The 25,299-nt window shown below is 65.6% G+C and carries 25 protein-coding genes and 1 tRNA gene; 13 read left to right on the top strand and 13 right to left on the bottom strand.

The features are described 5' to 3' along the window. The first annotated feature begins 60 nt into the window (after positions 1–60). Positions 61–612: a hypoxanthine-guanine phosphoribosyltransferase gene (locus tag CFB50_RS02835; protein WP_069247073.1), complete on the top strand. Its 552-nt coding sequence runs from the start codon at positions 61–63 to the stop codon at positions 610–612. Between the two features lie 92 nt (positions 613–704). Here CFB50_RS02835 and CFB50_RS02830 read toward each other — a convergent pair whose 3' ends face one another. After that, a complete protein-coding gene (locus CFB50_RS02830; RefSeq protein ID WP_069247072.1) occupies positions 705–1,307 on the bottom strand; it encodes a MarC family protein in 603 nt (200 codons plus the stop codon). 21 nt (positions 1,308–1,328) lie between these two features. Further along, the gene (locus tag CFB50_RS02825) at positions 1,329–3,065 is read right to left on the bottom strand and encodes a proline--tRNA ligase (protein ID WP_089444909.1); all 1,737 of its coding nucleotides are present in this window, start codon (positions 3,063–3,065) and stop codon (positions 1,329–1,331) included. A 218-nt stretch (positions 3,066–3,283) separates the two neighbouring features. Here CFB50_RS02825 and CFB50_RS02815 point away from each other — a divergent pair, with 218 nt between their 5' ends. Beyond that, on the top strand, positions 3,284–3,931 hold the full coding sequence (locus tag CFB50_RS02815; protein WP_069247070.1) for an RNA pyrophosphohydrolase: 648 nt from the start codon (positions 3,284–3,286) through the stop codon (positions 3,929–3,931). Positions 3,932–3,944: 13 nt separating this feature from the next. Further along, positions 3,945–4,553: a CNP1-like family protein gene (locus CFB50_RS02810; RefSeq protein WP_069247069.1), complete on the top strand. Its 609-nt coding sequence runs from the start codon at positions 3,945–3,947 to the stop codon at positions 4,551–4,553. Between the two features lie 95 nt (positions 4,554–4,648). Here the strand turns inward: CFB50_RS02810 and proB are convergent, their stop codons facing one another. The 4 genes from proB to rplU all read right to left on the bottom strand — a co-directional run bounded on the left by proB (position 4,649) and on the right by rplU (position 7,756). Beyond that, positions 4,649–5,767: a glutamate 5-kinase gene (proB, locus tag CFB50_RS02805; RefSeq protein WP_089444908.1), complete on the bottom strand. Its 1,119-nt coding sequence runs from the start codon at positions 5,765–5,767 to the stop codon at positions 4,649–4,651. 88 nt (positions 5,768–5,855) lie between these two features. Further along, entirely contained in the window at positions 5,856–6,968 is a 1,113-nt protein-coding gene (obgE, locus tag CFB50_RS02800) for a GTPase ObgE (protein WP_069247067.1), read from the bottom strand. 188 nt (positions 6,969–7,156) lie between these two features. Then, positions 7,157–7,420, bottom strand: a complete 264-nt coding sequence (gene rpmA / locus CFB50_RS02795) for a 50S ribosomal protein L27 (RefSeq protein WP_006476999.1) — start codon at positions 7,418–7,420, stop codon at positions 7,157–7,159. 24 nt (positions 7,421–7,444) lie between these two features. Beyond that, complete coding sequence (gene rplU, locus CFB50_RS02790; protein ID WP_006025184.1) at positions 7,445–7,756, bottom strand: 50S ribosomal protein L21; 312 nt, start codon at positions 7,754–7,756, stop codon at positions 7,445–7,447. 210 nt (positions 7,757–7,966) lie between these two features. Between rplU and CFB50_RS02785 the strand changes: the two genes are divergently transcribed. The 9 genes from CFB50_RS02785 to CFB50_RS02745 all read left to right on the top strand — a co-directional run bounded on the left by CFB50_RS02785 (position 7,967) and on the right by CFB50_RS02745 (position 15,846). Then, a complete protein-coding gene (locus tag CFB50_RS02785; RefSeq protein ID WP_089444907.1) occupies positions 7,967–8,962 on the top strand; it encodes a polyprenyl synthetase family protein in 996 nt (331 codons plus the stop codon). Positions 8,963–9,111: 149 nt separating this feature from the next. Continuing rightward, positions 9,112–9,188: transfer RNA gene (locus tag CFB50_RS02780), tRNA-Pro, on the top strand. A 141-nt stretch (positions 9,189–9,329) separates the two neighbouring features. Then, positions 9,330–10,622: an HlyC/CorC family transporter gene (locus tag CFB50_RS02775; RefSeq protein ID WP_174947201.1), complete on the top strand. Its 1,293-nt coding sequence runs from the start codon at positions 9,330–9,332 to the stop codon at positions 10,620–10,622. An 83-nt stretch (positions 10,623–10,705) separates the two neighbouring features. Beyond that, positions 10,706–11,980 carry a GspE/PulE family protein gene (locus tag CFB50_RS02770; protein ID WP_089444906.1) on the top strand — a complete coding sequence of 425 codons (1,275 nt, stop codon included), beginning with the start codon at positions 10,706–10,708 and terminating at the stop codon, positions 11,978–11,980. After that, positions 11,977–13,188, top strand: coding sequence for a type II secretion system F family protein (locus CFB50_RS02765; protein WP_089444905.1), 1,212 nt, complete (start codon positions 11,977–11,979; stop codon positions 13,186–13,188). Before CFB50_RS02770 ends, CFB50_RS02765 begins: the two co-directional genes overlap by 4 nt. A 45-nt stretch (positions 13,189–13,233) precedes the next feature. After that, positions 13,234–14,145 carry a prepilin peptidase gene (locus CFB50_RS02760; protein WP_089444904.1) on the top strand — a complete coding sequence of 304 codons (912 nt, stop codon included), beginning with the start codon at positions 13,234–13,236 and terminating at the stop codon, positions 14,143–14,145. A 1-nt stretch (position 14,146) separates the two neighbouring features. Continuing rightward, entirely contained in the window at positions 14,147–14,755 is a 609-nt protein-coding gene (coaE, locus tag CFB50_RS02755) for a dephospho-CoA kinase (protein WP_089444903.1), read from the top strand. A gap of 109 nt (positions 14,756–14,864) precedes the next feature. Next, positions 14,865–15,620, top strand: coding sequence for a cell division protein ZapD (gene zapD, locus CFB50_RS02750; RefSeq protein ID WP_069247060.1), 756 nt, complete (start codon positions 14,865–14,867; stop codon positions 15,618–15,620). A 25-nt stretch (positions 15,621–15,645) separates the two neighbouring features. Continuing rightward, positions 15,646–15,846 carry a DNA gyrase inhibitor YacG gene (locus CFB50_RS02745; RefSeq protein ID WP_083265830.1) on the top strand — a complete coding sequence of 67 codons (201 nt, stop codon included), beginning with the start codon at positions 15,646–15,648 and terminating at the stop codon, positions 15,844–15,846. A gap of 53 nt (positions 15,847–15,899) precedes the next feature. Here the strand turns inward: CFB50_RS02745 and CFB50_RS02740 are convergent, their stop codons facing one another. The 4 genes from CFB50_RS02740 to secA form a co-directional block, all read right to left on the bottom strand. Further along, the gene (locus CFB50_RS02740; RefSeq protein ID WP_039353126.1) at positions 15,900–16,343 is read right to left on the bottom strand and encodes an NUDIX domain-containing protein; all 444 of its coding nucleotides are present in this window, start codon (positions 16,341–16,343) and stop codon (positions 15,900–15,902) included. Continuing rightward, positions 16,340–17,209 carry an ATP-binding protein gene (locus tag CFB50_RS02735; protein WP_069247059.1) on the bottom strand — a complete coding sequence of 290 codons (870 nt, stop codon included), beginning with the start codon at positions 17,207–17,209 and terminating at the stop codon, positions 16,340–16,342. Before CFB50_RS02735 ends, CFB50_RS02740 begins: the two co-directional genes overlap by 4 nt. 19 nt (positions 17,210–17,228) lie before the next feature. Then, the gene (gene argJ, locus CFB50_RS02730; RefSeq protein WP_089444902.1) at positions 17,229–18,470 is read right to left on the bottom strand and encodes a bifunctional glutamate N-acetyltransferase/amino-acid acetyltransferase ArgJ; all 1,242 of its coding nucleotides are present in this window, start codon (positions 18,468–18,470) and stop codon (positions 17,229–17,231) included. A gap of 144 nt (positions 18,471–18,614) precedes the next feature. Then, positions 18,615–21,413: a preprotein translocase subunit SecA gene (gene secA, locus CFB50_RS02720; RefSeq protein WP_069247057.1), complete on the bottom strand. Its 2,799-nt coding sequence runs from the start codon at positions 21,411–21,413 to the stop codon at positions 18,615–18,617. 256 nt (positions 21,414–21,669) lie between these two features. Here secA and CFB50_RS02715 point away from each other — a divergent pair, with 256 nt between their 5' ends. Continuing rightward, a complete protein-coding gene (locus CFB50_RS02715) occupies positions 21,670–22,146 on the top strand; it encodes a DUF721 domain-containing protein (protein ID WP_069247056.1) in 477 nt (158 codons plus the stop codon). An 87-nt stretch (positions 22,147–22,233) separates the two neighbouring features. Here CFB50_RS02715 and lpxC read toward each other — a convergent pair whose 3' ends face one another. The 3 genes from lpxC to ftsZ all read right to left on the bottom strand — a co-directional run bounded on the left by lpxC (position 22,234) and on the right by ftsZ (position 25,274). Continuing rightward, positions 22,234–23,151 carry a UDP-3-O-acyl-N-acetylglucosamine deacetylase gene (lpxC, locus tag CFB50_RS02710; RefSeq protein WP_011350845.1) on the bottom strand — a complete coding sequence of 306 codons (918 nt, stop codon included), beginning with the start codon at positions 23,149–23,151 and terminating at the stop codon, positions 22,234–22,236. 240 nt (positions 23,152–23,391) lie between these two features. Further along, positions 23,392–23,898, bottom strand: coding sequence for a peroxiredoxin (locus tag CFB50_RS02705; protein WP_011350844.1), 507 nt, complete (start codon positions 23,896–23,898; stop codon positions 23,392–23,394). A gap of 188 nt (positions 23,899–24,086) precedes the next feature. Next, positions 24,087–25,274, bottom strand: a complete 1,188-nt coding sequence (ftsZ, locus tag CFB50_RS02700; protein WP_089444901.1) for a cell division protein FtsZ — start codon at positions 25,272–25,274, stop codon at positions 24,087–24,089. Positions 25,275–25,299: the final 25 nt, after the last annotated feature.

Raw genomic sequence — 25,299 nt, 5'->3', positions numbered from 1 at the left:
TAGCGCGCGCCCGCCGTTCTGCTTCATTCTTATTTGTATACCGACTGCCCGCCAGAACACATGAACCGCGAAGAAGCCCTCCACATTTTCAACCACTCCGAAGAGATCGTCTCGGCGGACGCCGTCAACGCGTCGATCTCCAAGATGGCCGACGCGATCCGCGCCGAGATCGGCGACGCGTTCCCGCTCGTTCTCTCGGTGATGGGCGGCGCCGCGGTGTTTACCGGGATGCTGCTGCCGCATCTCGATTTCCCGCTGGAATTCGACTACATCCACCTGACTCGCTACCGCAACACGACGCAGGGCAGCCCGGAAATGCACTGGCGCGTCGCGCCGCGCGAATCGGTGAAAGACCGGATCGTGCTCGTGCTCGACGACATCCTCGACGAAGGCGAGACGATGGCCGCGATCCGCGACCGGATTCTCGACATGGGCGCGCAGCGCTTCATGTCGGCCGTGCTGTGCGAGAAGACGCTCGCGAAGGCCAAGCCGCTGCACCCCGACTTCTGCGGCTTCGCGGTGCCCGACCGCTACGTGTTCGGCTGCGGGATGGATGCGAAGGGCTACTGGCGCAACCTGCCGACGATCCGTGCGCTGACCACGAACGTCTGAGCACCCCGCTCCGCACTATATAAAGAGAAAGCGGCGCTCCGGTTTCCCGGAGCGCCGCTTTTTTTCGCGCATTGAGTGTGCGCCGCCCCGCCCTACAGCTGGTGCACGAACACGCGGACGCCGCCCAGCATCATCTCGACCGAAATCGCGACGAGCACGAGGCCCATCAGCCGCTCGAATGCCGCGACGGTCCGCTCGCCGATCCATTGCTGGATCCGCTCGGCCAGCACCAGCGTCACCGCGCAGACGATCATCGTGACCGTCAGCGCGCCGACCCACTCGAGCATCTTGCCGGGCCCCTGCGACGTCAGCAGCATCACCGTCGCGAGCGCGGACGGCCCGGCGAGCGCCGGAATCGCGAGCGGCACGATGAACGGCTCGCCGCCCGCTCGCGGATCGTTGCCGAGCGCGCCGTCCGGATGCGGGAAGATCATCCGCAGCGCGATCAGGAACAGCACGATCCCGCCGCCGAGCCGCAGCGACAGGTCGGTGAGGCTCATCATCCGCAGGAAACGATCACCGACCAGCATGAAGAACAGCAGGATCACGAACGCGATCCCCACTTCACGCAGGATCAGCTTCACGCGCCGCTCACGCGGCACATCCCGCATCGCCGAAATGAACAGCGGGATGTTGCCGAGCGGATCGGTGATCAGCACCAGGAGCACGGTGGCCGACAGGAAGGTGTATTCCACCGCGTTCCCCGGTCGGTACGCTTAGCGCGCGAGCGCGGCGCGGATCTTCTCCGCGACCGTCGCCGCAGCCGCGTCGGCCGGCAGCAGCGTCGCTTCGGCGTCGCGGCGGCCCTGATACTCGATCTTGCCTTCCTTCAGGCCGCGCTCGCCGATCACGAGGCGATGCGGCACGCCGATCAGTTCCCAGTCGGCGAACATCACGCCCGGGCGCTCGCCGCGATCGTCGAGGATCACGTCGATGCCGGCAGCGACGAGTTCCGCGTACAGCTTGTCGGCGGTCTCGCGCACCATGTCGCTGCGGTCATAGCCCATCGGGCACAGCACGACTTCGAACGGCGCGATCGACTCGGGCCAGATGATGCCGCGGTCGTCGAAGTTCTGCTCGATCGCCGCGCCGAGAATGCGCGTGACGCCGACGCCGTAGCAGCCCATCAGCATCGGCTGCGGCTTGCCCGACTCGTCGAGGAACGTCGCGCCCATCGCTTCCGAATACTTGGTGCCGAGCTGGAAGACGTGGCCGACCTCGATGCCGCGGCAGATGTCGATCACGCCCTTGCCGTCCGGCGACGGGTCGCCCTTCTTCACGTTGCGCACGTCGGCGACGTCCGGCTCGGGCAGGTCGCGGCCCCAGTTCACGCCAGCGATGTGGTAGTCGATCTCGTTCGCGCCGACGACGAAGTCGCTCATGTTCGCGACCGTGCGGTCCGCGATCACCTTCACGGGCTTCTTCGTGCCGACCGGGCCGAGATAGCCCGGCGGCGTGCCGAACCACTCGACGATTTCCTGCTCGGTCGCGAAGCGGTGGTTCTTCAGGCCCGGCAGCTTCGACACCTTGATCTCGTTCAGGTCGTGGTCGCCGCGCAGCATCACGAGCCAGATGGTCGGCTCGGCGCCTTCGTTGTCGGTCGCGAGCACGATCGACTTGATCGTGCGCTCGAGCGGGATGGCCAGCAGCTCGGCGACGGCTTCGCACTTCGCCTTGCCCGGCGTCGCGACCTTCTCCATCGCTTCGGCCGGCGCCGCGCGCTCAGGCGTCAGCGGCAGCGCTTCGGCCGCCTCGATGTTCGCCGCGAATTCGGACGTCGGGCAGTACGCGATCGCGTCTTCACCGGTGTCGGCGATCACGTGGAATTCGTGCGAGAAGTTGCCGCCGATCGAGCCGCTGTCGGCCGCGACCGCACGGAACTCGAGGCCGAGGCGCGTGAAGATGCGCACGTACGCGTCGTACATCTTGCGATACGACTCGTTCAGGCCGGCCGCGTCCTTGTCGAACGAGTACGCGTCCTTCATGATGAATTCGCGGCCGCGCATCACGCCGAAGCGCGGACGGATCTCGTCGCGGAACTTCGTCTGGATCTGGTAGAAGTTCACCGGCATCTGCCGGTAGCTCTTGATCTGGTTGCGCGCGATGTCGGTGATGACTTCCTCGTGCGTCGGCCCGATCACGAAGTCGTTGTCCTTGCGGTCCTTGAAGCGCAGCAGCTCGGGGCCGTACTGTTCCCAGCGGCCCGATTCCTGCCACAGCTCGGCGGGTTGCACGGCCGGCATCAGCAGCTCGATGGCGCCCGCCCGGTTCATTTCCTCGCGCACGATCGCCTCGACCTTGCGAATCGAACGCAGGCCGACCGGCAGGTAGTTATAGATGCCGCCGGCGACGCGACGGATCATGCCGGCGCGCACCATCAGCTTGTGGCTGACGATCTCTGCGTCGGCGGGTGCTTCTTTCAGGGTGCCGATAAAGAAACGGGAAGCTTTCATGCGGACGGTTCCAAAAACGGCGCCCCCAGGCGGGGCGCCCGAAAAAGTTTCAAGGTGAAAAAGCGGCGCGCCGCGAACAACGATGGCGCAGATGACTTAGCAGACTAATCAGGGACAATTCAGTCGGTGCACCCCGCGCGGATTCGCTCCGTCACGGTGCGCAGCGCCCGTTATCTGTTTATAATCAAAGCAATTTTAAAGGATTCGAAGGTGGTTGTATGCTGGATCGTGAAGGCTTTCGCCCGAACGTCGGCATCATCCTCTTGAACGCGCGCAACGAGGTGTTTTGGGGCAAGCGGCTCCGCGAGCATTCTTGGCAGTTTCCTCAAGGTGGGATCAAGTACGGCGAGACCCCCATGCAGGCGATGTACCGGGAACTGCACGAGGAAACGGGCCTGCATCCGGAACACGTCAAGATAATCGGCCGCACCCGCGACTGGTTGCGTTATGAGGTGCCTGACAAGTTCATTAAACGCGAAGTACGCGGTCATTACCGCGGCCAGAAGCAGATCTGGTTCCTGCTGCGGATGGTTGGACGCGATTGCGACATTTGCTTGCGCGCGACCGACCACCCGGAGTTCGATGCGTGGCGCTGGAACGAGTACTGGGTGCCGCTCGATGCGGTGATCGAGTTCAAGCGGGATGTCTATCAGTTGGCGCTGACGGAACTGTCGCGCTTCCTGCGCCGCCCGGCGCAGCGAGCCGAGAAGCCGCGTGGGCCGCGTCTGTCGCGCTATCCGCGCGTCATTGGCGTACAGGCCCAGCAGACGCTGACGATTGTCGACACATCGGTAGTCTGTTCGGAGATCGAAGTGGAAGCGGGCACGCTCGACGAGATGCCGCCCCACGTGATCGTCGGCAAATGACGAATCGAACTGCATGACCGGGCGCGACCTTGGTGTCGCGCCCTTTTTTTACGAGGAATGCATATTGAAAGCGATTGCTCTCGCGCTCGCATCGATTGCCGCGGTAGCCACGCTGGCAGGTTGCGCGAATTCGAAGACGCCCACCAACAAGGATGACAGCGAGTTCGTGTATCTGCTGGACCGCCAGGGCACCTGGAAGGAAAACACGGTCGACTCGCTGCCGCCGTTGCCGCAAACGGGCGACCTGCTGCCGTTCAACGTCTCGCAGAACACGCCGCTCAAGTTCTTCGTCGATGCGAAGTCGCTCGCGGTCGGCACCGATGGCGTCGTGCGCTACGCGGTCGTCATCACGAGCCCGGCCGGTGCGCGCAACGTGAACTACGAAGGTATCCGCTGCGACACCTACGAATGGCGCCAGTATGCCGGCCTGAATTCGGAACACGACGGCTGGGACCGCACCGTCGAGAACGACTGGCGGCGCATCGAGAACGGCGAGCTGAATGCCTACCACTCGGCGCTCTATCAGGACTACTTCTGCTCGAACAAGATGCCGCAGGGCACGACCCAGCAGATCCTGGAGAACATCCGGTTTCACCGCACCGCGATGAGCCAGTTGCGCTGACGGCACGCGGCGCCCGCCGCGCCCCTGCCCGCCGCATGAAAAAAGCCCGCATCACGCGGGCTTTTTCGTTTGACGGCCGGATCCGGCACGAAGGGTCACACCAGCACCAGGTTGTCGCGATGGATCAATTCGGGCTCCAGCATGTAGCCGAGCACGGATTCGATCTCGCCACTCGGCTTGCGGTGAATCAGTTTCGTCTCCGCGCTGCTGTAGTTCGTGAGCCCACGCGCCACTTCGCGGCCGTCGGGACCGACACACGCGATGACTTCGCCGCGCGCGAACGCGCCCTGCACGTCGATCACGCCGATCGGCAGCAGGCTCTTGCCGCCGGCCGTCAGCTTCTCGACCGCGCCTGCGTCGATCACGACATGGCCGCGCACCTGAAGATGGTCGGCCATCCACTGCTTGCGCGCCGCCATCCGCGCGGTACGTGCGATCAGTTGCGTGCCGATCGCCTCACCGGCCGCCAGACGCACGAGCACGTCGGCCTCCCGGCCGCTCGCGATCACGGTGTTCGCGCCGCTGTGCGCCGCGCGCTTCGCCGCGAGGATCTTCGTCAGCATCCCGCCGCGGCCGAGGCTCGAACCCGCCCCGCCGGCCATCGCCTCGAGTTCCGGCGCGCCTGCATTGGCTTCCGCAACGAGCGTCGCGTTCGGGTCCTTGCGCGGATCGGCCGTGAACAGCCCCGACTGGTCGGTCAGGATGATCAGGGCATCGCCTTCGATCAGGTTTGCCACGAGCGCGCCGAGCGTATCGTTGTCGCCGAACTTGATTTCGTCGGTGACGACCGTGTCGTTCTCGTTGATGATCGGCACGACGCCAAGCCGCAACAGCGTCAGCAGCGTCGAACGCGCATTCAGGTAGCGCTCGCGGTCTGCCAGATCGGCATGCGTCAGCAGGATCTGCGCGGTGCGGATGTCGTGCTCGGTGAAGCGGCTTTCATAGACCTGCGCGAGCCCCATCTGGCCGACTGCGGCGGCAGCCTGCAACTCGTCGATTTCCCGCGGTCGCTTGCTCCAGCCGAGCCGCTGCATCCCTTCGGCAATCGCGCCCGAACTGACGAGCACGACTTCCTTGCCCTGGGCGCGCAGTGCGGCGATCTGAGCCGCCCAACGGCCGATTGCCTCATGATCGAGCCCCTTGCCGTCGTTGGTCACGAGGCTGGAGCCCACCTTCACCACCAATCGCTTCGAATCCGCGATGATCGAACGCATCCTGCACTGTCTCCTGTATCTGCTGCCTTTCCGACCGGGCGCGATTGAGCCGGCGCCGGGCGGCATGCCCGGCGCGTTCCGGAATCGCTCAGGCGTCGTCGCCCGACGCTGCATCGCCCTTGGCAGGCGGTGCGTCGCGGAAACGCACGTCTGCCGCGAGATCTTCCGCCTCCGCCGCGCGATGCGCGTCCGAATGTTCGGAGAGGTAGTCGTAGATCGCGTAGCACAGCGCTTCACAGCCCTGACCGGTCAGTGCCGAGATCTCGAACACGGGGCCGTCCCACTCGAAGCGCTCGAGGAAATCCTCGACCCGTGCCTTGCGCTCGTCTTCCGGCACCATGTCGAGCTTGTTGAGCACGAGCCAGCGCGGCTTCTCGTAGAGCGCCTCGTCGTACTTGCGCAGCTCGCCGACGATCGCCGTCGCTTCCGCGACCGGATCGACGCTTTCGTCGAACGGCGCGAGATCGACCAGATGCAGCAGCACGCCGGTGCGCTGCAGGTGGCGCAGGAACTGATGGCCGAGGCCCGCACCTTCGGCGGCGCCCTCGATCAGCCCCGGGATGTCGGCGATCACGAAGCTCTTGCTCGGGCCGACGCGCACCACGCCGAGATTCGGCGCAAGCGTCGTGAACGGATAGTCGGCGATCTTCGGCCGCGCGTTCGACACCGACGAGATGAACGTCGACTTGCCTGCGTTCGGCATGCCGAGCAGGCCGACATCGGCGAGCACCTTCAGCTCGAGCTTCAGCATGCGACGCTCGCCGGGCTTGCCGTCCGTCTTCTGGCGCGGCGCGCGGTTCGTGCTCGACTTGAAATGCAGGTTGCCGAGCCCGCCGGCGCCGCCCTGGGCAAGCATCACCTGCTGGTCGTGCTCGGTCAGGTCGGCGATCAGCTCGCCGGTATCCATGTCGCTGATGATCGTGCCGACCGGCATGCGCAGCGTGACGTCGTCGCCGCCCTTGCCGTAGCAATCCGATCCGCGCCCGTTTTCACCGTTGCGCGCCAGGTGCTTCTTCGCGTAACGGTAGTCGATCAGCGTGTTGATGTTGCGGTCGGCGATCGCGTATACGCTACCGCCCCGGCCGCCGTCGCCGCCGTCCGGCCCGCCGAACGGGACGAATTTCTCGCGGCGCATCGACGCACTGCCATCGCCTCCGTCTCCGGCGATGACTTCGATTCGTGCTTCGTCAATGAACTTCATTCGTCACTCCGCCCAGTATTTCCGCTATTGTGCCGCGCGCCGGCGCGCTTGAACAATCTGCCGTTCGGCCGATCGTACGCCGGTTGCGCGATGGCCGCCCCAACGCACACGCGCCTGACGACCAAATAAAAAAAGGCCCCGCGAAGACTGCGGGGCCTTTCGGCTACGAAGCCCGTGGGTGCCTGAACTTAGGCAGCCGCCGGGACAACGATGACCAGATGCTTCTTGTCCGCGCCCTTCGTCGCGAACTTGACGTGACCGTCTACCAGCGCGAACAGGGTGTGATCCTTGCCCATGCCGACGTTCTCGCCTGCGTGCATGCGCGTACCGCGCTGACGCACGATGATGCCGCCGGCATTGATTGCCTGGCCGCCGTACACTTTCACGCCGAGACGTTTCGACTCGGAGTCGCGGCCGTTCCGGGAAGAGCCGCCTGCCTTTTTGTGTGCCATCTGATTGCTCCTTTACCGAGGCGCTTACGCGTTGATCGCGTCGATGCGCAGCTCAGTGTAGTTCTGGCGGTGGCCGCCGTGCTTTTGGTAGTGCTTCCGGCGACGCATCTTGAAGATGGTGACCTTGGCATGACGACCGTGCGACACAACGGTGGCCTTGACGGAAGCCCCACTGACCAGCGGCGTACCGAACTTAATCGATTCGCCTTCGCCCACTGCGAGAACCTGGTCGAGCGTGATTTCAGCGTCAATGTCAGCCGGTATCTGTTCTACTTTGAGTTTTTCGCCAACGGCAACCTTGTACTGCTTGCCGCCGGTTTTTATGACCGCGTACATTGAGAACCTCACTCTGGATCCAATTTTTCCGCACACCACGCGCGGAAAACACGTGATTATACATGGGGTTAGCACCCAAGTCAAAGCCGATCGACGATTGCCGCGCGCGGGCCTCTACCGGACGGCCAAAATCGCGCCGCTGGTACGTCTGACAGACCGGCATATCGCGGATTCGACTTATAATCCGCGGCATCACCCAATTCCATCATCATGTCGTCGCCCACCGCCTCCCCCACCCTCAGCGCCGCCCATCTGCTCGCTCCGATCACCAGTGACATGGAGCAGGTGAATCGCGTTATCCGGCAAAGCCTCGCGTCCGATGTGCTGCTGATCAACCAGATCGCCGAGTACATCATCGGCGCGGGCGGCAAGCGGCTGCGTCCGGCATTGCTGCTGCTCGTCGCTGGCGCGCTCGGCGAAACGTCGCACCAGCGGCACGTGCTGGCCGCCGTCGTCGAGTTCATCCACACGGCCACGCTGCTGCATGACGACGTCGTCGACGAATCCGAGCTGCGCCGCGGCCGCCAGACCGCCAATGCGCTGTTCGGCAACGCGGCGAGCGTGCTGGTAGGCGACTACCTCTATTCGCGCTCGTTCGAGATGATGGTCGGCGTCGGCAAGATGCGCGTGATGGAGATCCTGTCGGAAGCGACGACGATCATTTCCGAAGGCGAGGTGCTGCAGCTCCTCAACATGCACGACGCGGACGTCGACGAAACGCGCTACATGCAGGTGATTCGCTACAAGACAGCCAAGCTGTTCGAGGCATCGGCACGCCTGGGCGCGGTACTCGCGGGCGCCGATGCGCCGACCGAGGCGGCCGCCGCCGAATACGGCCGCCGGATCGGCACGGCATTCCAGATCATGGACGACTGGCTCGACTACGCAGGCACCGTCGAGGCAATGGGCAAGAATGCCGGCGACGACCTTCGCGAAGGCAAGCCGACGCTGCCGCTCATCTATCTGATCGAACGCGGCACGCCCGAACAGTCGGCGCTGGCACGCGAGGCGATCGAACAGGGCGGCACCGACCGCTTCGACACGATCTTCGAAGCGATCACGCGCTCGGGCGCACTGGATCACACGCTCGAATGCGCACGTCAGGAAGCGCAGGCGGCAGCCGCGGCGATTGCCGCGTTCCCGGACTCGATCTATAAGGAAAGCCTGCTCGGGTTGTGCTCATACTCGACGTCGCGGCAATCGTAAACACGCCGCGAACGCGAAGCGATGCCTTGTCTCGAAAATTTTCTTCATCAAAGTATTCCCTTTTAGAAAAAACATCGTTATAGTTACGTTCTTGCTTGTGACGACGCAGCGATTCTTAACGAAGACGGCGAAGTCTGAAGAGCAAAAATCGGGGTGTAGCTTAGCCTGGTAGAGCGCTACGTTCGGGACGTAGAGGCCGGAGGTTCGAATCCTCTCACCCCGACCAGATTTGTAAAAAACCGTGCACTCCGTGCACGGTTTTTTTTTACCCGGCCGCCGCAGGCCCCTCGTGTCGCGCACGACACATCGCCGCCGCCGGCCTCTGCTATATTCCTTCCATCCCTGTCCTTCACTGCCCTTCCAACGCGTGGACCAAATTCCCTTATGGGCGCAAATCGGCGCCGTCTTCCTGCTTCTCCTCTGTTCCAGCTTCTTTTCGATTTCCGAGACCGCGATGATGGCGCTCAACCGCCATCGGCTGAAGCATCTCGCCAGCCAGGGCGCACTCGGCGCGAAAACCACGCAAGGCCTGCTCACGCGCACTGACCTGCTGCTCAGCGTGATCCTGATCGGCAACAATCTGTTCAACACGATCATCCCGGTCCTGACGACGTCGCTCGCGCTGCATACGTTCGGCCGCAACAACCTCGCGCTGTCGATCGCGACCGGCATCGTCGCGTTCCTGATCATCGTGTTCGCCGAAATCGCGCCGAAGATCGTCGGCGCGACGTTCCCCGAACGCATCGCACTGCCCGCGAGCCTCGTGATCGCGCCGCTGATGCGCGTGTTCAAGCCGGTCGTCTGGTTCGTCAACGCCCTCGCGAACGGCGTGCTGTGGGTGCTGCGCATCAACACGAAGAAGGGTCGCGACCAGCGAATGTCGGCCGACGAGCTGCGGGCCATCGTGCTCGAGTCGAGCAGTTTCATGCCGACCAAGCACCGCAGCATCCTGCTCAACCTGTTCGACCTCGAGAACATCACGGTCGACGACGTGATGGTGCCGCGCCGCCAGATCGAGTCGCTCAATTTCTACGCGCCGCTCGACGACGTCCTGCACCAGCTCGAGACCTGCTATCACAACCGGCTCGTCGTCTACGAAGGCGACATCGACAAGGTGCTCGGCGTGCTGCACGTCCGCAAGACGCTGACCGCGCTGCACAACCAGGAATTCGACCGCGAGACGCTGCGCGCGCTGCTCGCCGAGCCGTACTACGTGCCGTCCGGTACGCCGGTGGTGCAGCAGCTCCAGTTTTTCCAGGAAACGCGGCAGCGGACCGCGCTCGTCGTCAACGAGTACGGCGAGCTCGAAGGGCTCGTGACGCCCGAAGACATCATCGAGGAGCTGATCGGCGAATTCACGACGTCGATGCCGCGCAGCGAACGCAAGGGCGGCTGGGACGAAAACGGCGAATGCATCGTCTCGGCGAGCATGCCGCTGCGCGAACTGAATCGCTGGCTGCACCTGAAGCTGCCGACCGACGGGCCGAAGACGCTGAACGGCCTGGTGCTCGAAATCCTCGAGGAAATTCCGGAAGACGACGTGTGCCTGAAAATCGGCGACGTCATGCTCGAGGTGATGCGCAGCGACGACCAGGCCGTACGCACCGTCAAGCTCTTCAAACCGCGCGGCTCGCGCACCGCACGCGCCACCGCGCGCTAGCCGAACGGCTGACTGCCGGCGCGGCCTCCGACGCGCGACCATCTGCTGGTCACGGTCAACAGGCGGCCAGCGTGCCGGCTCACATGCATTTCCCTCCTCCCGGGGCGCCGCTGCGCACGCAGCCGCCCGCCCATTCCGATGCGTCGCCCGCTGCCGCATCGCGCGCGCTCGACGCGGCCCAGCTCGACGATGCGCCGGCCGTACGGCTGCTGACGGATACGCTTCACGCGGCTCGCGTACGCGACGCATCCGACATCCACGTCGAACCATTCGAAGCCGGCTGGCGCATCCGCCTGCGCATCGACGGCGTGCTGCACGAACACGCGCGGCCGCCCCTTCATCTGCGCGACGCGCTCGTCACACGGATCAAGGTGCTCGCGCGCATGGACATCGCCGAGCGGCGGCTCCCGCAGGACGGCAGGCTGCGCATCGTGATCGACGGCGGCACGCGCGACGACTACCGGGTCAGCTCGCTGCCCACGTTGTTCGGTGAAAAGCTGGTGCTGCGGCGGCTCGAAACCATGCCGCCCGATCTCACGCTCGCCCGCCTCGGCTTCGACGCGCAGCAGGCAGCCGCGATGGAGGCCGCGATACGCGCACCGCATGGTCTCGTGCTCGTCACGGGTCCGACCGGCAGCGGCAAGACGCTGTCGCTCTACTGCGCGCTGCAGATGCTCGATCGCGACACGCACAACGTCTGCACGGTCGAGGATCCCGCCGAGATCCAGCTCGACGGCATCAGCCAGGTCGGCGTCGCCGAAAAGGCCGGGCTCACGTTCGCAACGGCTCTGCGCGCGCTGCTGCGGCAGGATCCGGACATCATCATGGTCGGCGAGATTCGCGATGCGGAGACGGCCGACGTCGCGATCAAGGCCGCCCAGACCGGCCATCTCGTGCTGTCGACGCTGCACACGAACGACGCACCGGCCGCCGTCGCGCGGCTGCTCGACATCGGCGTCGCGCCGTACAACCTCGCGGCCGCGCTGCACCTCGTCACCGCGCAGCGCCTCGTCCGTCGACTGTGCACCGCCTGCCGCGTGCCCTCGGACGCACCGGTGCCCGTCCTGCGCGAAGCCGGCTGCGACCCGGCTGCCCTTGCAGCCGGATGGCGGCCGTTCGTGGCGCGAGGCTGTCCGGCCTGTCACGGCATCGGCTATCGCGGCCGCGTCGGCCTGCATCAGACGATGCCGGTATCGTCCGGGCTCGCGGAACGCATCGTCGCACGGGCGAGTGTCGGCGAACTCGCGCAATGCGTGGCGGCCGAAGGCGTGCGCAGTCTGCGCGACGCGGCGCTCGCGCGCGTCCGTGACGGCACGACGAGCATCGCGGAAGCCCTCGCCGCGACACCTGCCGCATGAGCATGCGCACGCCGCCGCGCGAGACCCGCTTCGCGTGGCGCGGCCGCCGTCGCGACGGCACGTCGCGTCGCGGGACCGTCATCGCATTCGACGCCGCGAGCGCGCGTGCCGCGCTCGCACGCGACGGCATGGCCGTACTGTCGCTCAACGTCCGCGGGCCTGCCCGGCCGCCAACAGCCAGCGCGAGAGACGTCACGCGCTTCACGCGCCAGCTCGCGAGCCTGCTGCAGGCCGGGTTGCCGCTCGCGCCGTCGCTCGAGATGCTCGCGCGGACGCGTCCACACGATGGCCTGCCGCGCATCGCAGCGGGTCTCGCCCGCGAGATCGTCAGCGGCCGGCGCTTCGCCGATGCGCTCGCACGCTATCCATCCCAGTTCGGCACGCTGTATCGCCAGCTGATCGAGGTCGGCGAAGCGTCCGGCTCGCTCGGCATCGTGCTGACTCGGGTCGCGGAGCACCGCGAGCGCACCGACGCGCAGTGGCGCAAGCTGCGGGCCGCGCTCGCGTACCCGGTGGCCGTCATCCTGTTCGGGTTCGCGATCTCGGCCGCGTTGATGGTGTGGGTGGTACCGACGTTCCGCCAGATCTTCGACGGTTTCGGCGCCGCACTTCCGGCGCCGACCCGCGCGCTGCTCGCGCTGTCCTCCGCACTGTCGGCATGGGGCGGTGGGCTCCTTGCCATTGCCGCGGCGGCCGGGCTGGCCGCGCATCACGCACTGCGGCGGTCGGCACCGCTGCGCCACGCTGTCGCGCGGCGCCTGCTACATGCGCCGCTCGCGGGTAGCGCGCTCGGCCGGTACGCGGCCGCACGCTGGTGCCGCTCGCTTGCGACACTGCTTGGCGCCGGCGTGCCGCTCGCCGACGCCTTCGCCACGCTCGAGCGCACCGCCGGCCATCCGGTGTTCGAGCACGCCACTGCGCACATCGCGGCTCGCGTGCTGCGCGGCGCACGCCTCGCGGACGCGATGCAGTCGGCCGGCTGTTTCCCGGACGACGTCGTGCAGCCGATCGCCGTCGCCGAGGAGACGGGTGCGCTCGACACCATGCTCGCCGACATCGCCGCGTTGTGCGAACGCCAGCTCGATGCGCGTCTCGATGCGCTCGCCGCGCTCGGCGAACCGCTGATCGTGATCGTACTGGGCGCACTCGTCGGCGGTCTCGTGATCGCGATGTACCTGCCCATCCTTCAGCTCGGCAACGTGGTGTAGCATCGCAACCGATTCTGTCGCCTTTTAGTCCGAACCTTGACCCTCATGACGCCAGCGCCCCTGTCCGCCGTTACCGATTCGCCCGAGAGCACGCTGCTCGCGCTGGCGATGCTGCCGCCCGCGCTACAGTATGCGTTCGCGGTCGTCGTCGGCCTTTGCATCGGCAGCTTCCTGAACGTGGTCGTGCACCGGCTGCCTGTGATGATGCAGCGTGCGTGGCAGGCCGAGATCGATGAAGCGACCGGCAACGCGAGCGCCCCGCCCGACGACGGCTACCCGCCGCGCTACGATCTGTGGCGCCCGCGCAGCGCCTGCCCACATTGCGGCCACGTGCTGCGCGCATGGGAAAACATCCCGCTCGTCAGCTATCTGATGCTGCGCGGGCGCTGCCGGCGCTGCGGCCACGCGATCGGCATCCGCTATCCGCTCGTCGAGCTCGCGTGCGCGCTGCTCGCCGCCGGGTCGCTCGCGGCATTCGGCCCGACCGTCGCCGCGCTTGCCGCGTTCGCGCTGTGCGCCGCGCTGCTCGCGATGAGCGCGATCGATATCCGGACAGGCTACCTGCCCGACTCGATGACGCTGCCGCTCCTCTGGGCCGGGCTCGTGCTGAACCTCGGCGGCACGTTCACGTCGCTGCGCTCGGCGGTGATCGGGGCCATGGCCGGCTACCTGTTCCTGTGGGCGATCTACTGGCTGTTCAAATGGCTGCGCGGCATCGAGGGCATCGGTTTCGGCGACCTGAAGCTGCTCGCCGCGCTCGGCGCATGGATGGGCTGGGCCGCATTGCCGCAGGTCGTGCTGTTCGCCGCGGTGGCGGGTGCGATCGTCGGGCTCATTGCGACCTGGCGCGGCCGCATGCGCTTCGAGGAGCCGATTCCGTTCGGCCCGTTCCTCGCGGCAGGCGGCGCCGCGACGCTGTTTTTCGGCACCCCGTTCTATTCGGCGCTCGGAGGCTGACATGTTCACAATCGGACTCACCGGCGGCATCGGCAGCGGCAAGACGACCGTCGCCGACCTGTTCGGCGCCCGCGGCGCATCGCTGGTCGATACCGACCTGATCGCCCATCGCATCACCGCACCGGGCGGCCTCGCGATGCCCGCGATCGAACAGGCATTCGGCCGCGGCTTCGTTGCCGCCGACGGCTCGCTCGATCGCGCGAAGATGCGCACGCTGATCTTCAGCGACGACGCCGCGCTCCGCCGCCTCGAAGCGATCACGCACCCGCTGATCCGCGCGGAGACCGATCGCGAAGCACGCGAAGCGCAAGGCCCGTACGTGATGTTCGTCGTGCCGCTGCTCGTCGAGTCAGGCAACTGGAAGGCGCGCAGCGATCGCGTGCTCGTCGTCGATTGCCCGGTCGAAACGCAGATTGCACGCGTGATGCGGCGCAACGGCTTCACGCGCGAGCAGGTCGAAGCGATCATCGCGAAACAGGCGACGCGCGAAGCACGTCTCGCGGCGGCCGACGACGTGATCGTCAACGACGCGACGACACCCGACGCGCTCGCCGCACAGGTCGATGCACTGCACCAACGCTATCTCGGGTTTGCGGCCGCCGCGCGCTGAACCTCGCGCCCAATCGTGATGGTGTACGAAATTGGCGCGTTGCTAGGGTAGAGAGTGGGCATTAGAATGTCCTGCATTGTTTCAATCCCTACCCAAGAGGCGAGCGCGCTTGATTCTTTACGAGTATCCGTTCAACGAGCGAATTCGCACGCTGTTGCGCCTCGAAGATCTCTTCGAGCGCTTCGCGTTCTTTTTGGCTCAGGAGGACCCGCGTGAACACCACGTCGCGCTGACGACGCTGTTCGAAATCGCCGAGGTAACGGGCCGCGCGGACCTGAAATCGGATCTGATGAAGGAGCTCGAACGTCAGCGCCAGACGCTCGCCCCCTTTCGCGGCAATCCGGGCATCGAGCAGAACGCGCTCGAAGCCGTGCTCGGCGAAATCGAGCAGACACTCGCGAATCTCGCGCAGATGCAGGGCAAGACCGGGCAGCACCTCGTCGATAACGAGTGGCTCGCCAGCATCCGCAGCCGTGCGGTGATTCCCGGCGGCACGTGCAAGTTCGACCTGCCGTCGTACTACGCATGGCAGCAGTGGCCCGCCGAGCAGCGGCGCCAGGACATCGCGAAGTGGATCCTGCCGATGCTGCCGCTGCGCGACGCCGTGACGATCGTGCTGCGGCTCGCGCGCGAATCGGGCCAGGCGTCGAAGGTCATGGCGATGCAGGGCAGCTACCAGCAGATGCTGTCCGGCCGCACCTACCAGTTGATGCAGGTGCGCGTGCCGCCGGAGTTGCGCGTCATTCCGGAAGCGAGCGCGAACAAATACATGCTGTGGGTACGGTTCACCACGCAGGACGGCGATGTGCGTCCGCGCGCGGTGGATATCGACGTGCCGTTCCATCTGACACTGTGCAATCTGTAACGGCCGCAGGCCGGATCGCTTTCGTATGACTACCGTTGTGAAATGCCCGTCGTGCGGCGCTGAAGTGCGCTGGACGCCCGAAAATCAGTTCCGCCCGTTCTGCTCGGCCCGCTGCAAGCAGCTCGACCTCGGCGCATGGGCCGCGGAAAAGTACCGGATCGGTGGATCCTCCGACGAGGGCCCCTCGTCGGAAGAAGACGGCACGGAAGGCCGTCGAGACAGCTGAGCGGCGCTGCCCGTTGGTGATATGGCCCGCCTTTCCGGCAGGCCATCGTGGCGTCAGTTCGACGCGGCTTCTTTCTCGAGCAATTCGAGCACCGGCAGCGCAGCGGGCAGCAGCGGCGCGACGGCGACCGGCAGTTGCTGCCACACGAACGCCTGCCCTTCCTTGCTGTGCGGCTCGCCCGTCCAGCCCGTCACCTTGCAGAAATACAGCCGCACGTACGCATGCGGATAATCGTGCTCGAGCGTGTGCCAGCGGTGGCTGGCCGTGACTTCGATGCCGAGCTCCTCGTGCAGTTCGCGCGCAAGCGCGTCCTCGACGCTTTCGCCGGCCTCCAGCTTGCCGCCCGGAAACTCCCAGTAGCCTTCATACGGCTTGCCTTGCAGCCGCTGCGCGAGCAGGTAGCTACCGTCCGGCTGCACCATCACGCCGACCGCGACTTCCGTCACCTTGCGCCCATCGGGCGCGCGCACCGCGCCTTGTGCGAGATCCGCGCTCATGCCTGCTCCTTGCGGCCCGACCAGTCACGCGCAAACTGCCACGCGACGCGCCCCGACCGCGAACCGCGCTCGAGCGCCCACACGAGCGCGTCGCCGCGTGCGGATTCGATCTCCGCATCCGGGCAGCCGAAATGACGCAGCCAGTGCCCGACGATATCGAGGTAATCGTCCTGCTTGAACGGATAGAAGCTGACCCACAGGCCGAAGCGCTCCGACAGCGAGATCTTTTCCTCGACGACTTCGCCGGGGTGAATCTCGCCATCCGGAAGATGCTTGTACGACTCGTTGTCGCTCATGTACTCGGGCAGCAGATGGCGGCGGTTCGACGTCGCGTAGATCAGCACGTTGTCCGACTGCGCGGCGATCGAGCCGTCGAGCGCGACCTTCAGCGCCTTGTAGCCCGATTCGCCTTCCTCGAACGACAGGTCGTCGCAGAACACGATGAAGCGCTCGGGACGCTGCGAGATCAGGTCGACGATGTCGCCGAGATCGTGCAGGTCGTCCTTGTCGACTTCGATCAGACGCAGGCCGTCGTTCGCATACGCGTTCAGGCACGCCTTGATCAGCGACGATTTGCCGGTACCGCGCGCGCCGGTCAGCAGCACGTTGTTGGCCGGCTTCTGCTGTACGAACTGCCGCGTGTTCTGTTCGATCAGCCCTTTCTGGCGATCGATGTTGTGCAGATCGTCGAGCGTGATCGACGACACGGCCGGCACCGGTTGCAGATAGCCGCGCCCCTGGCGCTTGCGCCAGCGGAAAGCGTGCGCGGCATTCCAGTCGACCGCGGCCGGCGCGGGCGGCAGCATCCCTTCGAGACGGCCGAGCAGCGCTTCGGCGCGCGTCAGAAACTGTTCAAGCTTGTCCATGTCGTTCGAACGCTCCCGATCAGGAGCGGTAATCCGCGTTGATGCTCACGTAGTCGTGCGACAGGTCGCACGTCCAGATGGTGGCCTGCGCGTCGCCACGGCCGAGCAGCACACGGATCGTGATTTCGCTCTGCTTCATCACGCGCTGGCCGTCCTCTTCCTGGTAAGCCGGGTTGCGGCCGCCCGCCTTCGCGACGAGCACGTCGTCGAGATAGAGGTCGATCTTGTCGACGTCCAGATCCGCGACGCCCGCATAACCGATCGCCGCGAGAATCCGGCCGAGGTTGGGGTCGGATGCGTAGAAGGCCGTCTTCACGAGCGGCGAATGGCCGATCGCGTACGCGATCTGGCGGCATTCCGCGACATTCTTGCCGCCTTCGACCTGCACCGTCATGAATTTCGTCGCGCCTTCGCCATCGCGCACGATCAGTTGCGACAGCACCTGCGCGACTTCCGTCACCGCATCGCGCAGCGCCGCATAGGCCGGCGAATCGGTCGACGTGATCGCCGGCAGCGTGCTCTTGCCCGACGCGATCAGGATGAACGAGTCGTTCGTCGACGTATCGCCGTCGATCGTGATGCAGTTGAACGAACGGTCGGCCACTTCCTTCACGAGCGTGTCGAGCACCGGCTGCGCGACGTTCGCGTCGAACGCGAGGAAACCAAGCATCGTCGCCATGTTCGGCTTGATCATGCCCGCGCCCTTGCTGATGCCCGTCAGCGTGACCGTATGGCCGTCGATCGTCACCTGGCGCGACGTGGCCTTCGGCAGCGTGTCGGTCGTCATGATCGCCTGCGCGGCATCGAACCAGTTCGCGGCCTTGCGGTTCACGAGCGCGGCCGGCAGGCCGGCCTTCAGGCGATCGATCGGCAGCGGCTCGAGGATCACGCCGGTCGAGAACGGCAGCACCTGCGCCGGCTCGATGCCCGCGAGGCGCGCGAGTTCCGTGCAGGTTTCGCGTGCGTTCACGAGGCCTGGCTCGCCGGTGCCCGCGTTCGCATTGCCCGTATTCACGACGAGCGCGCGAACGCCCGCGCCGCCCGCGCGCACCTTCGCCAGGTGCTCGCGGCAGACGGTGACCGGCGCTGCGCAGAAACGGTTTTCGGTGAACACGCCCGCGACCGTCGCGCCTTCGTCGACGGAGATGACCAGCACGTCCTTGCGATTCGGCTTGCGGATGTTCGCTTCCGCCCAGCCGAGCGTGACGCCGGCGACGGGATGCAGTTGGGCGGGATCGATCGACGGAAAATTGACAGCCATGGGGCACACCTGCCGGATGGAAAATGCCGGCATGCGCCGGCATCGATTGGAAGAACCAGCGGCCGCATGCGCGGGCCGCCGCAACTCACATCACTCACTCGAAGCTGCGAACGAAGCGGCACGCGCGATGCGCACCGCCGTCGATCATGACAGCTTCCCGTGACATTGCTTGTACTTCTTGCCGCTGCCGCACGGGCACGGGTCGTTGCGGCCGACCTTCGGCATTTCACCGCCGGGGCCGCTGTGCGTCATCGCGCTGCCGACCATGTCGGCCGTCGCGGTGGCCGCCGCGGCAGCCGCGACGTTCGCCACCGGCGCACCGGCTTCCGCGTAATCGGCGTGCTGGTACTCGACGTTCTCGAGATGACCGCCACGCTCCTCGATCTGCTCGGCGGCCTCCTCGAGCTGTTCCGGCGACTGGATCTGCACGTTCATCACGACGCGCGTGACTTCCTGCTTGATCGCCTCCAGCATCGCGGCGAACAGTTCGAACGCTTCGCGCTTGTATTCCTGCTTCGGATTCTTCTGTGCATAGCCGCGCAGGTGGATGCCCTGGCGCAGGTGGTCGAGCGCCGCGAGGTGCTCGCGCCACAGGCGATCGACCGTCTGCAGCATCACCGAGCGCTCGAACGCGCTGAACGATTCGCGGCCGACCATCGCGACCTTCGCCTCGTACTGCTCGTCGGCGGCCGTCGTCACCGCGTCGAGGATCTCCTCGGCCGTGATCGACGAGGACTCGTTCACCATTTCCTGGATCGCGAGGTCGAGCTGCCAGTCGTTGCGCAGCGCTTCCTCGAGCTCGGGCACGTCCCACTGCTCTTCGATGCTGCCTTCCGGCACGAACTGGCGGACGACTTCGGTAATCACGCCGTGACGCATCGCGGTGATCGTCTCGGTGATGTCGTGCGCTTCGAGCAACTCGTTACGCTGCTGGTAGATCACCTTGCGCTGGTCGTTCGACACGTCGTCGTACTCGAGCAGCTGCTTGCGGATGTCGAAGTTGCGCGCTTCGACCTTGCGCTGCGCGGACTCGATCGAACGCGTGACGATGCCCGCCTCGATCGCCTCGCCTTCCGGCATCTTCAGGCGGTCCATGATCGAGCGCACGCGGTCGCCCGCGAAAATGCGCAGCAGCGGATCGTCGAGCGACAGGTAGAAGCGCGACGAGCCCGGATCGCCCTGGCGGCCCGCACGGCCGCGCAGCTGGTTGTCGATCCGGCGCGATTCGTGGCGCTCGGTGCCGATGATGTGCAGGCCGCCCGCGGCCTTCACCTCCTCGTGCAGCGTTTCCCACTCGTCGTGCAGCTTCTGGATGCGGCGCGCCTTTTCGTCGGCCGGGATCGCTTCGTCGGCCTCGATGAACGCCGCCTGCTTCTCGGCATTGCCGCCGAGCACGATGTCGGTACCGCGGCCGGCCATGTTGGTCGCGATCGTGATGCGCTTCGGCCGGCCGGCTTCCGCGACGATCGCGGCTTCCCGCTCGTGCTGCTTCGCGTTCAGCACCTCGTGCGGCAGCCCGGCCTGCTTCAGCAGGTGCGACAGCAGTTCGGAGTTCTCGATCGACGTCGTGCCGACCAGCACCGGCTGACCGCGTTCGTAGCAGTCGCGGATGTCGCGGATCACCGCGTCATAGCGCTCCTTGGCCGTCTTGTAGATCTGGTCCTGCTTGTCGATCCGCTTCGGCGGACGGTTGGTCGGGATCACGACCGTTTCGAGGCCGTAGATCTCGTTGAATTCGTACGCTTCGGTGTCGGCGGTACCGGTCATGCCGGCCAGCTTCGCGTACATCCGGAAGTAGTTCTGGAACGTGATCGACGCGAGCGTCTGGTTCTCGCTCTGGATCTTCACGTGTTCCTTCGCCTCGACGGCCTGGTGCAGGCCGTCGGACCAGCGGCGGCCGGCCATCAGGCGGCCCGTGAATTCGTCGACGATGACCACTTCGCCGTTCTGCACGACGTAGTGCTGATCCTTGTGGAACAGCGTGTGCGCGCGCAGCGCCGCGTACACGTGGTGCATCAGCGTGATGTTCTGCGGTGCGTACAGGCTCTCGCCCTCGCCGATCAGGCCCCATTCGGCGAGCAGGCGCTCGGCCTTCTCGTGGCCCGATTCCGTCAGGAACACCTGGCGCGCCTTCTCGTCGAGCGTGTAGTCGCCCGGCTTCTCGACGCCGGTGCCGTCGGCCTTCTCTTCGCCAATCTGGCGCTCGAGCAGCGGCGGCAGTGCGTTCATCCGCACGTACAACTCGGTGTGATCCTCGGCCTGGCCCGAAATGATCAGCGGCGTACGCGCCTCGTCGATCAGGATCGAGTCCACTTCGTCGACGACCGCGAAATTCAGGGCCCGCTGCACGCGCGCGTCGGTCTCGTAGACCATGTTGTCGCGCAGGTAGTCGAAGCCGAATTCGTTGTTCGTGCCGTACGTGATGTCCGCCGCGTAAGCCTGCTGCTTCTGGTCGTGCTCCATGCCGGACAGGTTGATGCCGACCGACAGACCGAGGAAGTTGTAGAGGCGCGCCATCCATTCGGCGTCACGCTGCGCGAGGTAATCGTTGACGGTCACCACGTGCACGCCGCGGCCTGCCAGCGCGTTCAGGTACACGGGCAGCGTCGCGACGAGCGTCTTGCCCTCGCCGGTGCGCATTTCCGCGATCTTGCCGTAGTGGAGCACCATGCCGCCGATCATCTGCACGTCGAAGTGCCGCATCTTCAGCACGCGACGGCTGGCCTCGCGACAGACCGCGAAGGCTTCTGGCAGCAGCTTGTCGAGCGACTCGCCGGCCGCGACCCGCTGGCGGAATTCGTCCGTCTTGCCGCGCAACTGGTCGTCCGTCAGCTTCTCGATCTGCGTTTCGAGCGCATTGATCGTCGCGACGGTCTTTTGGTATTGCTTGACGAGCCGCTGGTTGCGGCTGCCAAAAATTTTCTGGAGAAAACCGGTTGTCATCGGATCGGATCCTGCGTCGCAGCACCGGCGCCCGGCGCGTGTTGCGCGCCCCGACGCCCGAGCCTCGGCGGCTTAGCGAATTAGTGGACTCAAACGAGGAATTTTAGCACGCGGGGAAGCATGCGCCCGTGTCTCGGGCAGACGGGCACTGCGCGCAGACGGCCGGGCCAACGGGGCGAAAGCCGCCCGTGCACGGGCCCGCGCGGGTACAATCGGCGTCAACGTCCGCGCGCGTGCGCGCCCGAAGAATGTCTCGATGAACCGATTTTCCAAGCGTTTCGGCCCGCTCGCCCCGTATCGCCCACAGCCCGTGTCCGAAGTGCTCGGCCGCACCGACGCGTTCGCGGCGCTGCGCGCCGGCGTCGAACAGATCGCGTCGCTGCAGCGCGATCTTGCCGCGCTCCTGCCCGACTATCTGGCGAACCACGTCGAGCCCGGCTTCGTGAAGGACGGCACCCTGACCCTCTTTGCTGCGCACAATGCGTTGGCCGCCCGGCTGCGACAGGTCGAACCGCGGCTGCTCGGCGATCTGCAAAAACGCGGCTGGCCGGTCTCGACGCTGCGCGTACGCGTGCGCCCGAAAGATGCGCCTGAGCCGCCCCACGTGAAGCAGGCGCGGATGACGTCGGCTGGCGCGGCCGCGTTGCGCGATCTGGCAGATCATCTCGAACCGTCACCGCTGCAGGCCGCGCTCGCGCGGATGGCGGCCCGGCACGGCGCGAAGCCGCGCTGACTGAACGCGCCGCCGGCAACGCCAAGCGGCCGGCCAATAAAAAAGCAGCCCGAAGGCTGCTTTTTTATTGCTTGCGTCGAACGCAGATCAGGCGAAGGCCGTCTGCATGTCGAACGCGAAGCCCTTCGGTGCGGCTTGCGGATCGTCGAACGTGACGATCTCGTACGCATCTTCGTTCGCGAGCAGTTCGCGCAGCAGCGCGTTGTTCAGCCCGTGGCCCGACTTGTACGCCGTGTACGACGCCAGCAGCGGATGGCCGATCACGTACAGGTCGCCGATCGCGTCGAGCATCTTGTGCTTCACGAACTCGTCGTCGTAGCGCAGCCCGTCGTTGTTCAGGATGCGGTACTCGTCGAGCACGATCGCGTTTTCCATGCTGCCGCCACGGGCGAGACCCATCTCGCGCAGCATCTCGGCCTCATGTGCGAAGCCGAACGTACGCGCACGCGCGATCTCGCGCACGTAAGACGTATTCGCGAAATCGACCTCGAGCTCCTGGCCGGTCTTGTCGACGGCCGGGTGACGGAAGTCGATCGAGAATTTCAGCTTGAAGCCGAAGTACGGATCGAGACGCGCAAACTTGTCGCCGTCGCGGATTTCGACCGTCTTCTTCACCTTGACGAAGCGCTTCGGCGCGTTCTGCTCCTCGATCCCGGCAGACTGGATCAGGAACACGAAGGTCGCCGCGCTGCCGTCCATGATCGGGATTTCCTCGGCCGTCACGTCGACATAGAGGTTGTCGATACCGAGGCCGGCACACGCCGACATCAGGTGCTCGACGGTCGACACGCGCACGCCATCCTTCTGCAACACCGACGCGAGCCGCGTATCGCCGATCGACGTCGCCGCAGCGGGAATGTCGACGGGCGTGGGAAGGTCGACGCGCGAGAAGACGATGCCCGTACCCGGCGCGGCAGGACGGAGCGTCAGCTCGATCTTGCGGCCCGAGTGGACACCGATACCCACGGTCTTCACGATGGATTTGATGGTGCGCTGCTTCAGCATGATGTTCTTCGTCTTGATTGAAGATATCAATCAGGAGTTATATTCGATAGGGGAGATTATAGCGTAATTCCCTATTCAGCGTAGTTTGAAACTGCGTATCAATCTGTTTCGACTGTTTACCCGCGCCGATACGGGACGGGCTGATGCCCGGAACGGAGGCGTTTCCGGTCATCAGCCCGTGTTACAACTGCCCTGAGGCGGGTGAGCAGCGTTGCCCGAAGGCAACGGCGCACCGCACGATCAGGACGTCAACGTCGCGAGAACACTCGCCGCATCGCTCACTTCGAATTTGCCCGGCGCCTCGACGGCCAGCGTCTTGACCACACCGCCGTCAATCACCATCGCGTAGCGCAGGGAACGAATTCCCATGCCACGCGCGGACAAATCCTGCGTCAGCCCCAGCGCATGAGTGAAAGCCGCGCTGCCGTCCGCCATCATGCGCACCTTGCCCGCGGTGTGCAGATCACGTCCCCATGCGCCCATCACGAATGCGTCGTTGACGGACACGCACCAGATCTCGTCGATGCCCGCCGCGCGCAACTGCTCGGCGTGTTCGACGTAGCCCGGCACATGCTGCGCCGAGCAGGTCGGCGTGAAAGCGCCCGGCAATCCGAAGATCACCACCCGCTTTCCCGCAACCTGGTCGCGCACGCTGTAGGCGTTCGGCCCCAGCGTGCACCCTTCGCGCGCGTCGTCGATGTACTCGAACAATTGCGCGTCGGGCAGCGCGTCGCCCACTTGAATCATGGCTGGTCCCTCATAGCGATACGGTTTTTCAGCGTGTCGCGGACAGCACGGCCCATCCCGCCCCGCTTGTGCGGAGAGGGCACGTTTCCCGGCCCGGCGTCGCAGCCGACGCGGCCTGTCGTGGTCCGTAGCATCCGTCACGCCGGCGATACCGCGGCAGATTCGCCGCGGCTTCGCCTGTGTTTGCGTCAGTCAGCCTGCTTGCGCAGGAAAGCCGGGATGTCGTACGTGTCGACACCCTTCTCCTGCAGCGCCTGCACGTGCGATGCCGCGGTTTCGCGCGAATTGCGCCACACCGCCGGCGTATCGAGCGCGCCGTAGTCTGCCGTGCTGACGTGATGCGTCGGAGCATAGCCGGCGCTGACCGGCTGGTTGTCCGTACCCGTGCGCAGCAGCGTCATCGGTGCCGACTGCTGCTTCTTCGCCGCACGGCCCAGACCCGTCGCCACGACCGTCACGCGCAGTGCATCGCCCATTGCGTCGTCGTACACCGCACCGAAGATCACCGTCGCATCTTCCGCCGCGTAGCTCTTGATCGTGTTCATCACTTCGCGCGTTTCCGACAGGCGCAGCGAACGGCTCGACGTGATGTTGACCAGCACGCCGCGCGCGCCCGACAGATCGACGCCTTCGAGCAGCGGGCTCGCCACGGCCTGTTCCGCCGCGAGGCGTGCGCGATCGACGCCGGCGACCGTCGCCGTGCCCATCATCGCCTTGCCCTGCTCGCCCATCACCGTCTTCACGTCTTCGAAGTCGACGTTCACGAGGCCATCGACATTGATGATTTCAGCGATGCCTGCAACCGCGTTGTTCAACACGTCGTCCGCGCACTGGAAGCACTTGTCCATCTCGGCGTCGTCGCCCATCACGTCGAACAGCTTGTCGTTCAGAACGACGATCAGCGAGTCGACGTGATCCTCCAGTTGCTGCGAACCGGCTTCAGCGACGCGCATGCGCTTGCCGCCTTCGAACTCGAACGGCTTGCTGACGACACCGACCGTCAGGATGCCCATCTCCTTCGCGATCTGCGCGACCACCGGCGCCGCGCCCGTGCCCGTGCCACCACCCATGCCGGCCGTGATGAACACCATGTGCGCGCCGCGCAGTGCGTCGGCGATGCGCTCACGCGCCTCTTCCGCTGCCGCACGGCCCATTTCCGGCTTCGCGCCGGCGCCCAGGCCCGTGTTGCCGAGCTGGATCACCGACGATGCGCGCGAACGCGACAGCGCCTGCGCATCCGTGTTCATCACGATGAAGTCGACGCCCTGCACGCCGCGGTTGATCATGTGCTGGACGGCATTGCCGCCAGCGCCGCCAACGCCGACCACCTTGATGATGGTGCCGTTGGTCTCGGTTTCCAGCATTTCGAATTCCATTGTTGCCTCCGTCAAGAGAATGACT

The organism is Burkholderia sp. AU33423 (assembly GCF_002223135.1).
GTDB lineage: Bacteria > Pseudomonadota > Gammaproteobacteria > Burkholderiales > Burkholderiaceae > Burkholderia > Burkholderia lata_D.
This window is presented reverse-complemented; position numbering and strand designations above follow the sequence as displayed.

Coding starts and splice junctions, on each gene's coding strand:
- CFB50_RS02835 (WP_069247073.1), top strand. CDS start 61: ATGAACCGCGAAGAAGCCCTCCACATTTTCAACCACTCCGAAGAGATC.
- CFB50_RS02825 (WP_089444909.1), bottom strand. CDS start 3,065: ATGAAAGCTTCCCGTTTCTTTATCGGCACCCTGAAAGAAGCACCCGCC.
- CFB50_RS02815 (WP_069247070.1), top strand. CDS start 3,284: ATGCTGGATCGTGAAGGCTTTCGCCCGAACGTCGGCATCATCCTCTTG.
- CFB50_RS02810 (WP_069247069.1), top strand. CDS start 3,945: ATGACCGGGCGCGACCTTGGTGTCGCGCCCTTTTTTTACGAGGAATGC.
- proB (WP_089444908.1), bottom strand. CDS start 5,767: ATGCGTTCGATCATCGCGGATTCGAAGCGATTGGTGGTGAAGGTGGGC.
- obgE (WP_069247067.1), bottom strand. CDS start 6,968: ATGAAGTTCATTGACGAAGCACGAATCGAAGTCATCGCCGGAGACGGA.
- rpmA (WP_006476999.1), bottom strand. CDS start 7,420: ATGGCACACAAAAAGGCAGGCGGCTCTTCCCGGAACGGCCGCGACTCC.
- rplU (WP_006025184.1), bottom strand. CDS start 7,756: ATGTACGCGGTCATAAAAACCGGCGGCAAGCAGTACAAGGTTGCCGTT.
- CFB50_RS02785 (WP_089444907.1), top strand. CDS start 7,967: ATGTCGTCGCCCACCGCCTCCCCCACCCTCAGCGCCGCCCATCTGCTC.
- CFB50_RS02770 (WP_089444906.1), top strand. CDS start 10,706: ATGCATTTCCCTCCTCCCGGGGCGCCGCTGCGCACGCAGCCGCCCGCC.
- CFB50_RS02765 (WP_089444905.1), top strand. CDS start 11,977: ATGAGCATGCGCACGCCGCCGCGCGAGACCCGCTTCGCGTGGCGCGGC.
- CFB50_RS02760 (WP_089444904.1), top strand. CDS start 13,234: ATGACGCCAGCGCCCCTGTCCGCCGTTACCGATTCGCCCGAGAGCACG.
- coaE (WP_089444903.1), top strand. CDS start 14,147: ATGTTCACAATCGGACTCACCGGCGGCATCGGCAGCGGCAAGACGACC.
- CFB50_RS02745 (WP_083265830.1), top strand. CDS start 15,646: ATGACTACCGTTGTGAAATGCCCGTCGTGCGGCGCTGAAGTGCGCTGG.
- CFB50_RS02740 (WP_039353126.1), bottom strand. CDS start 16,343: ATGAGCGCGGATCTCGCACAAGGCGCGGTGCGCGCGCCCGATGGGCGC.
- CFB50_RS02735 (WP_069247059.1), bottom strand. CDS start 17,209: ATGGACAAGCTTGAACAGTTTCTGACGCGCGCCGAAGCGCTGCTCGGC.
- argJ (WP_089444902.1), bottom strand. CDS start 18,470: ATGGCTGTCAATTTTCCGTCGATCGATCCCGCCCAACTGCATCCCGTC.
- secA (WP_069247057.1), bottom strand. CDS start 21,413: ATGACAACCGGTTTTCTCCAGAAAATTTTTGGCAGCCGCAACCAGCGG.
- CFB50_RS02715 (WP_069247056.1), top strand. CDS start 21,670: ATGAACCGATTTTCCAAGCGTTTCGGCCCGCTCGCCCCGTATCGCCCA.
- lpxC (WP_011350845.1), bottom strand. CDS start 23,151: ATGCTGAAGCAGCGCACCATCAAATCCATCGTGAAGACCGTGGGTATC.
- CFB50_RS02705 (WP_011350844.1), bottom strand. CDS start 23,898: ATGATTCAAGTGGGCGACGCGCTGCCCGACGCGCAATTGTTCGAGTAC.
- ftsZ (WP_089444901.1), bottom strand. CDS start 25,274: ATGGAATTCGAAATGCTGGAAACCGAGACCAACGGCACCATCATCAAG.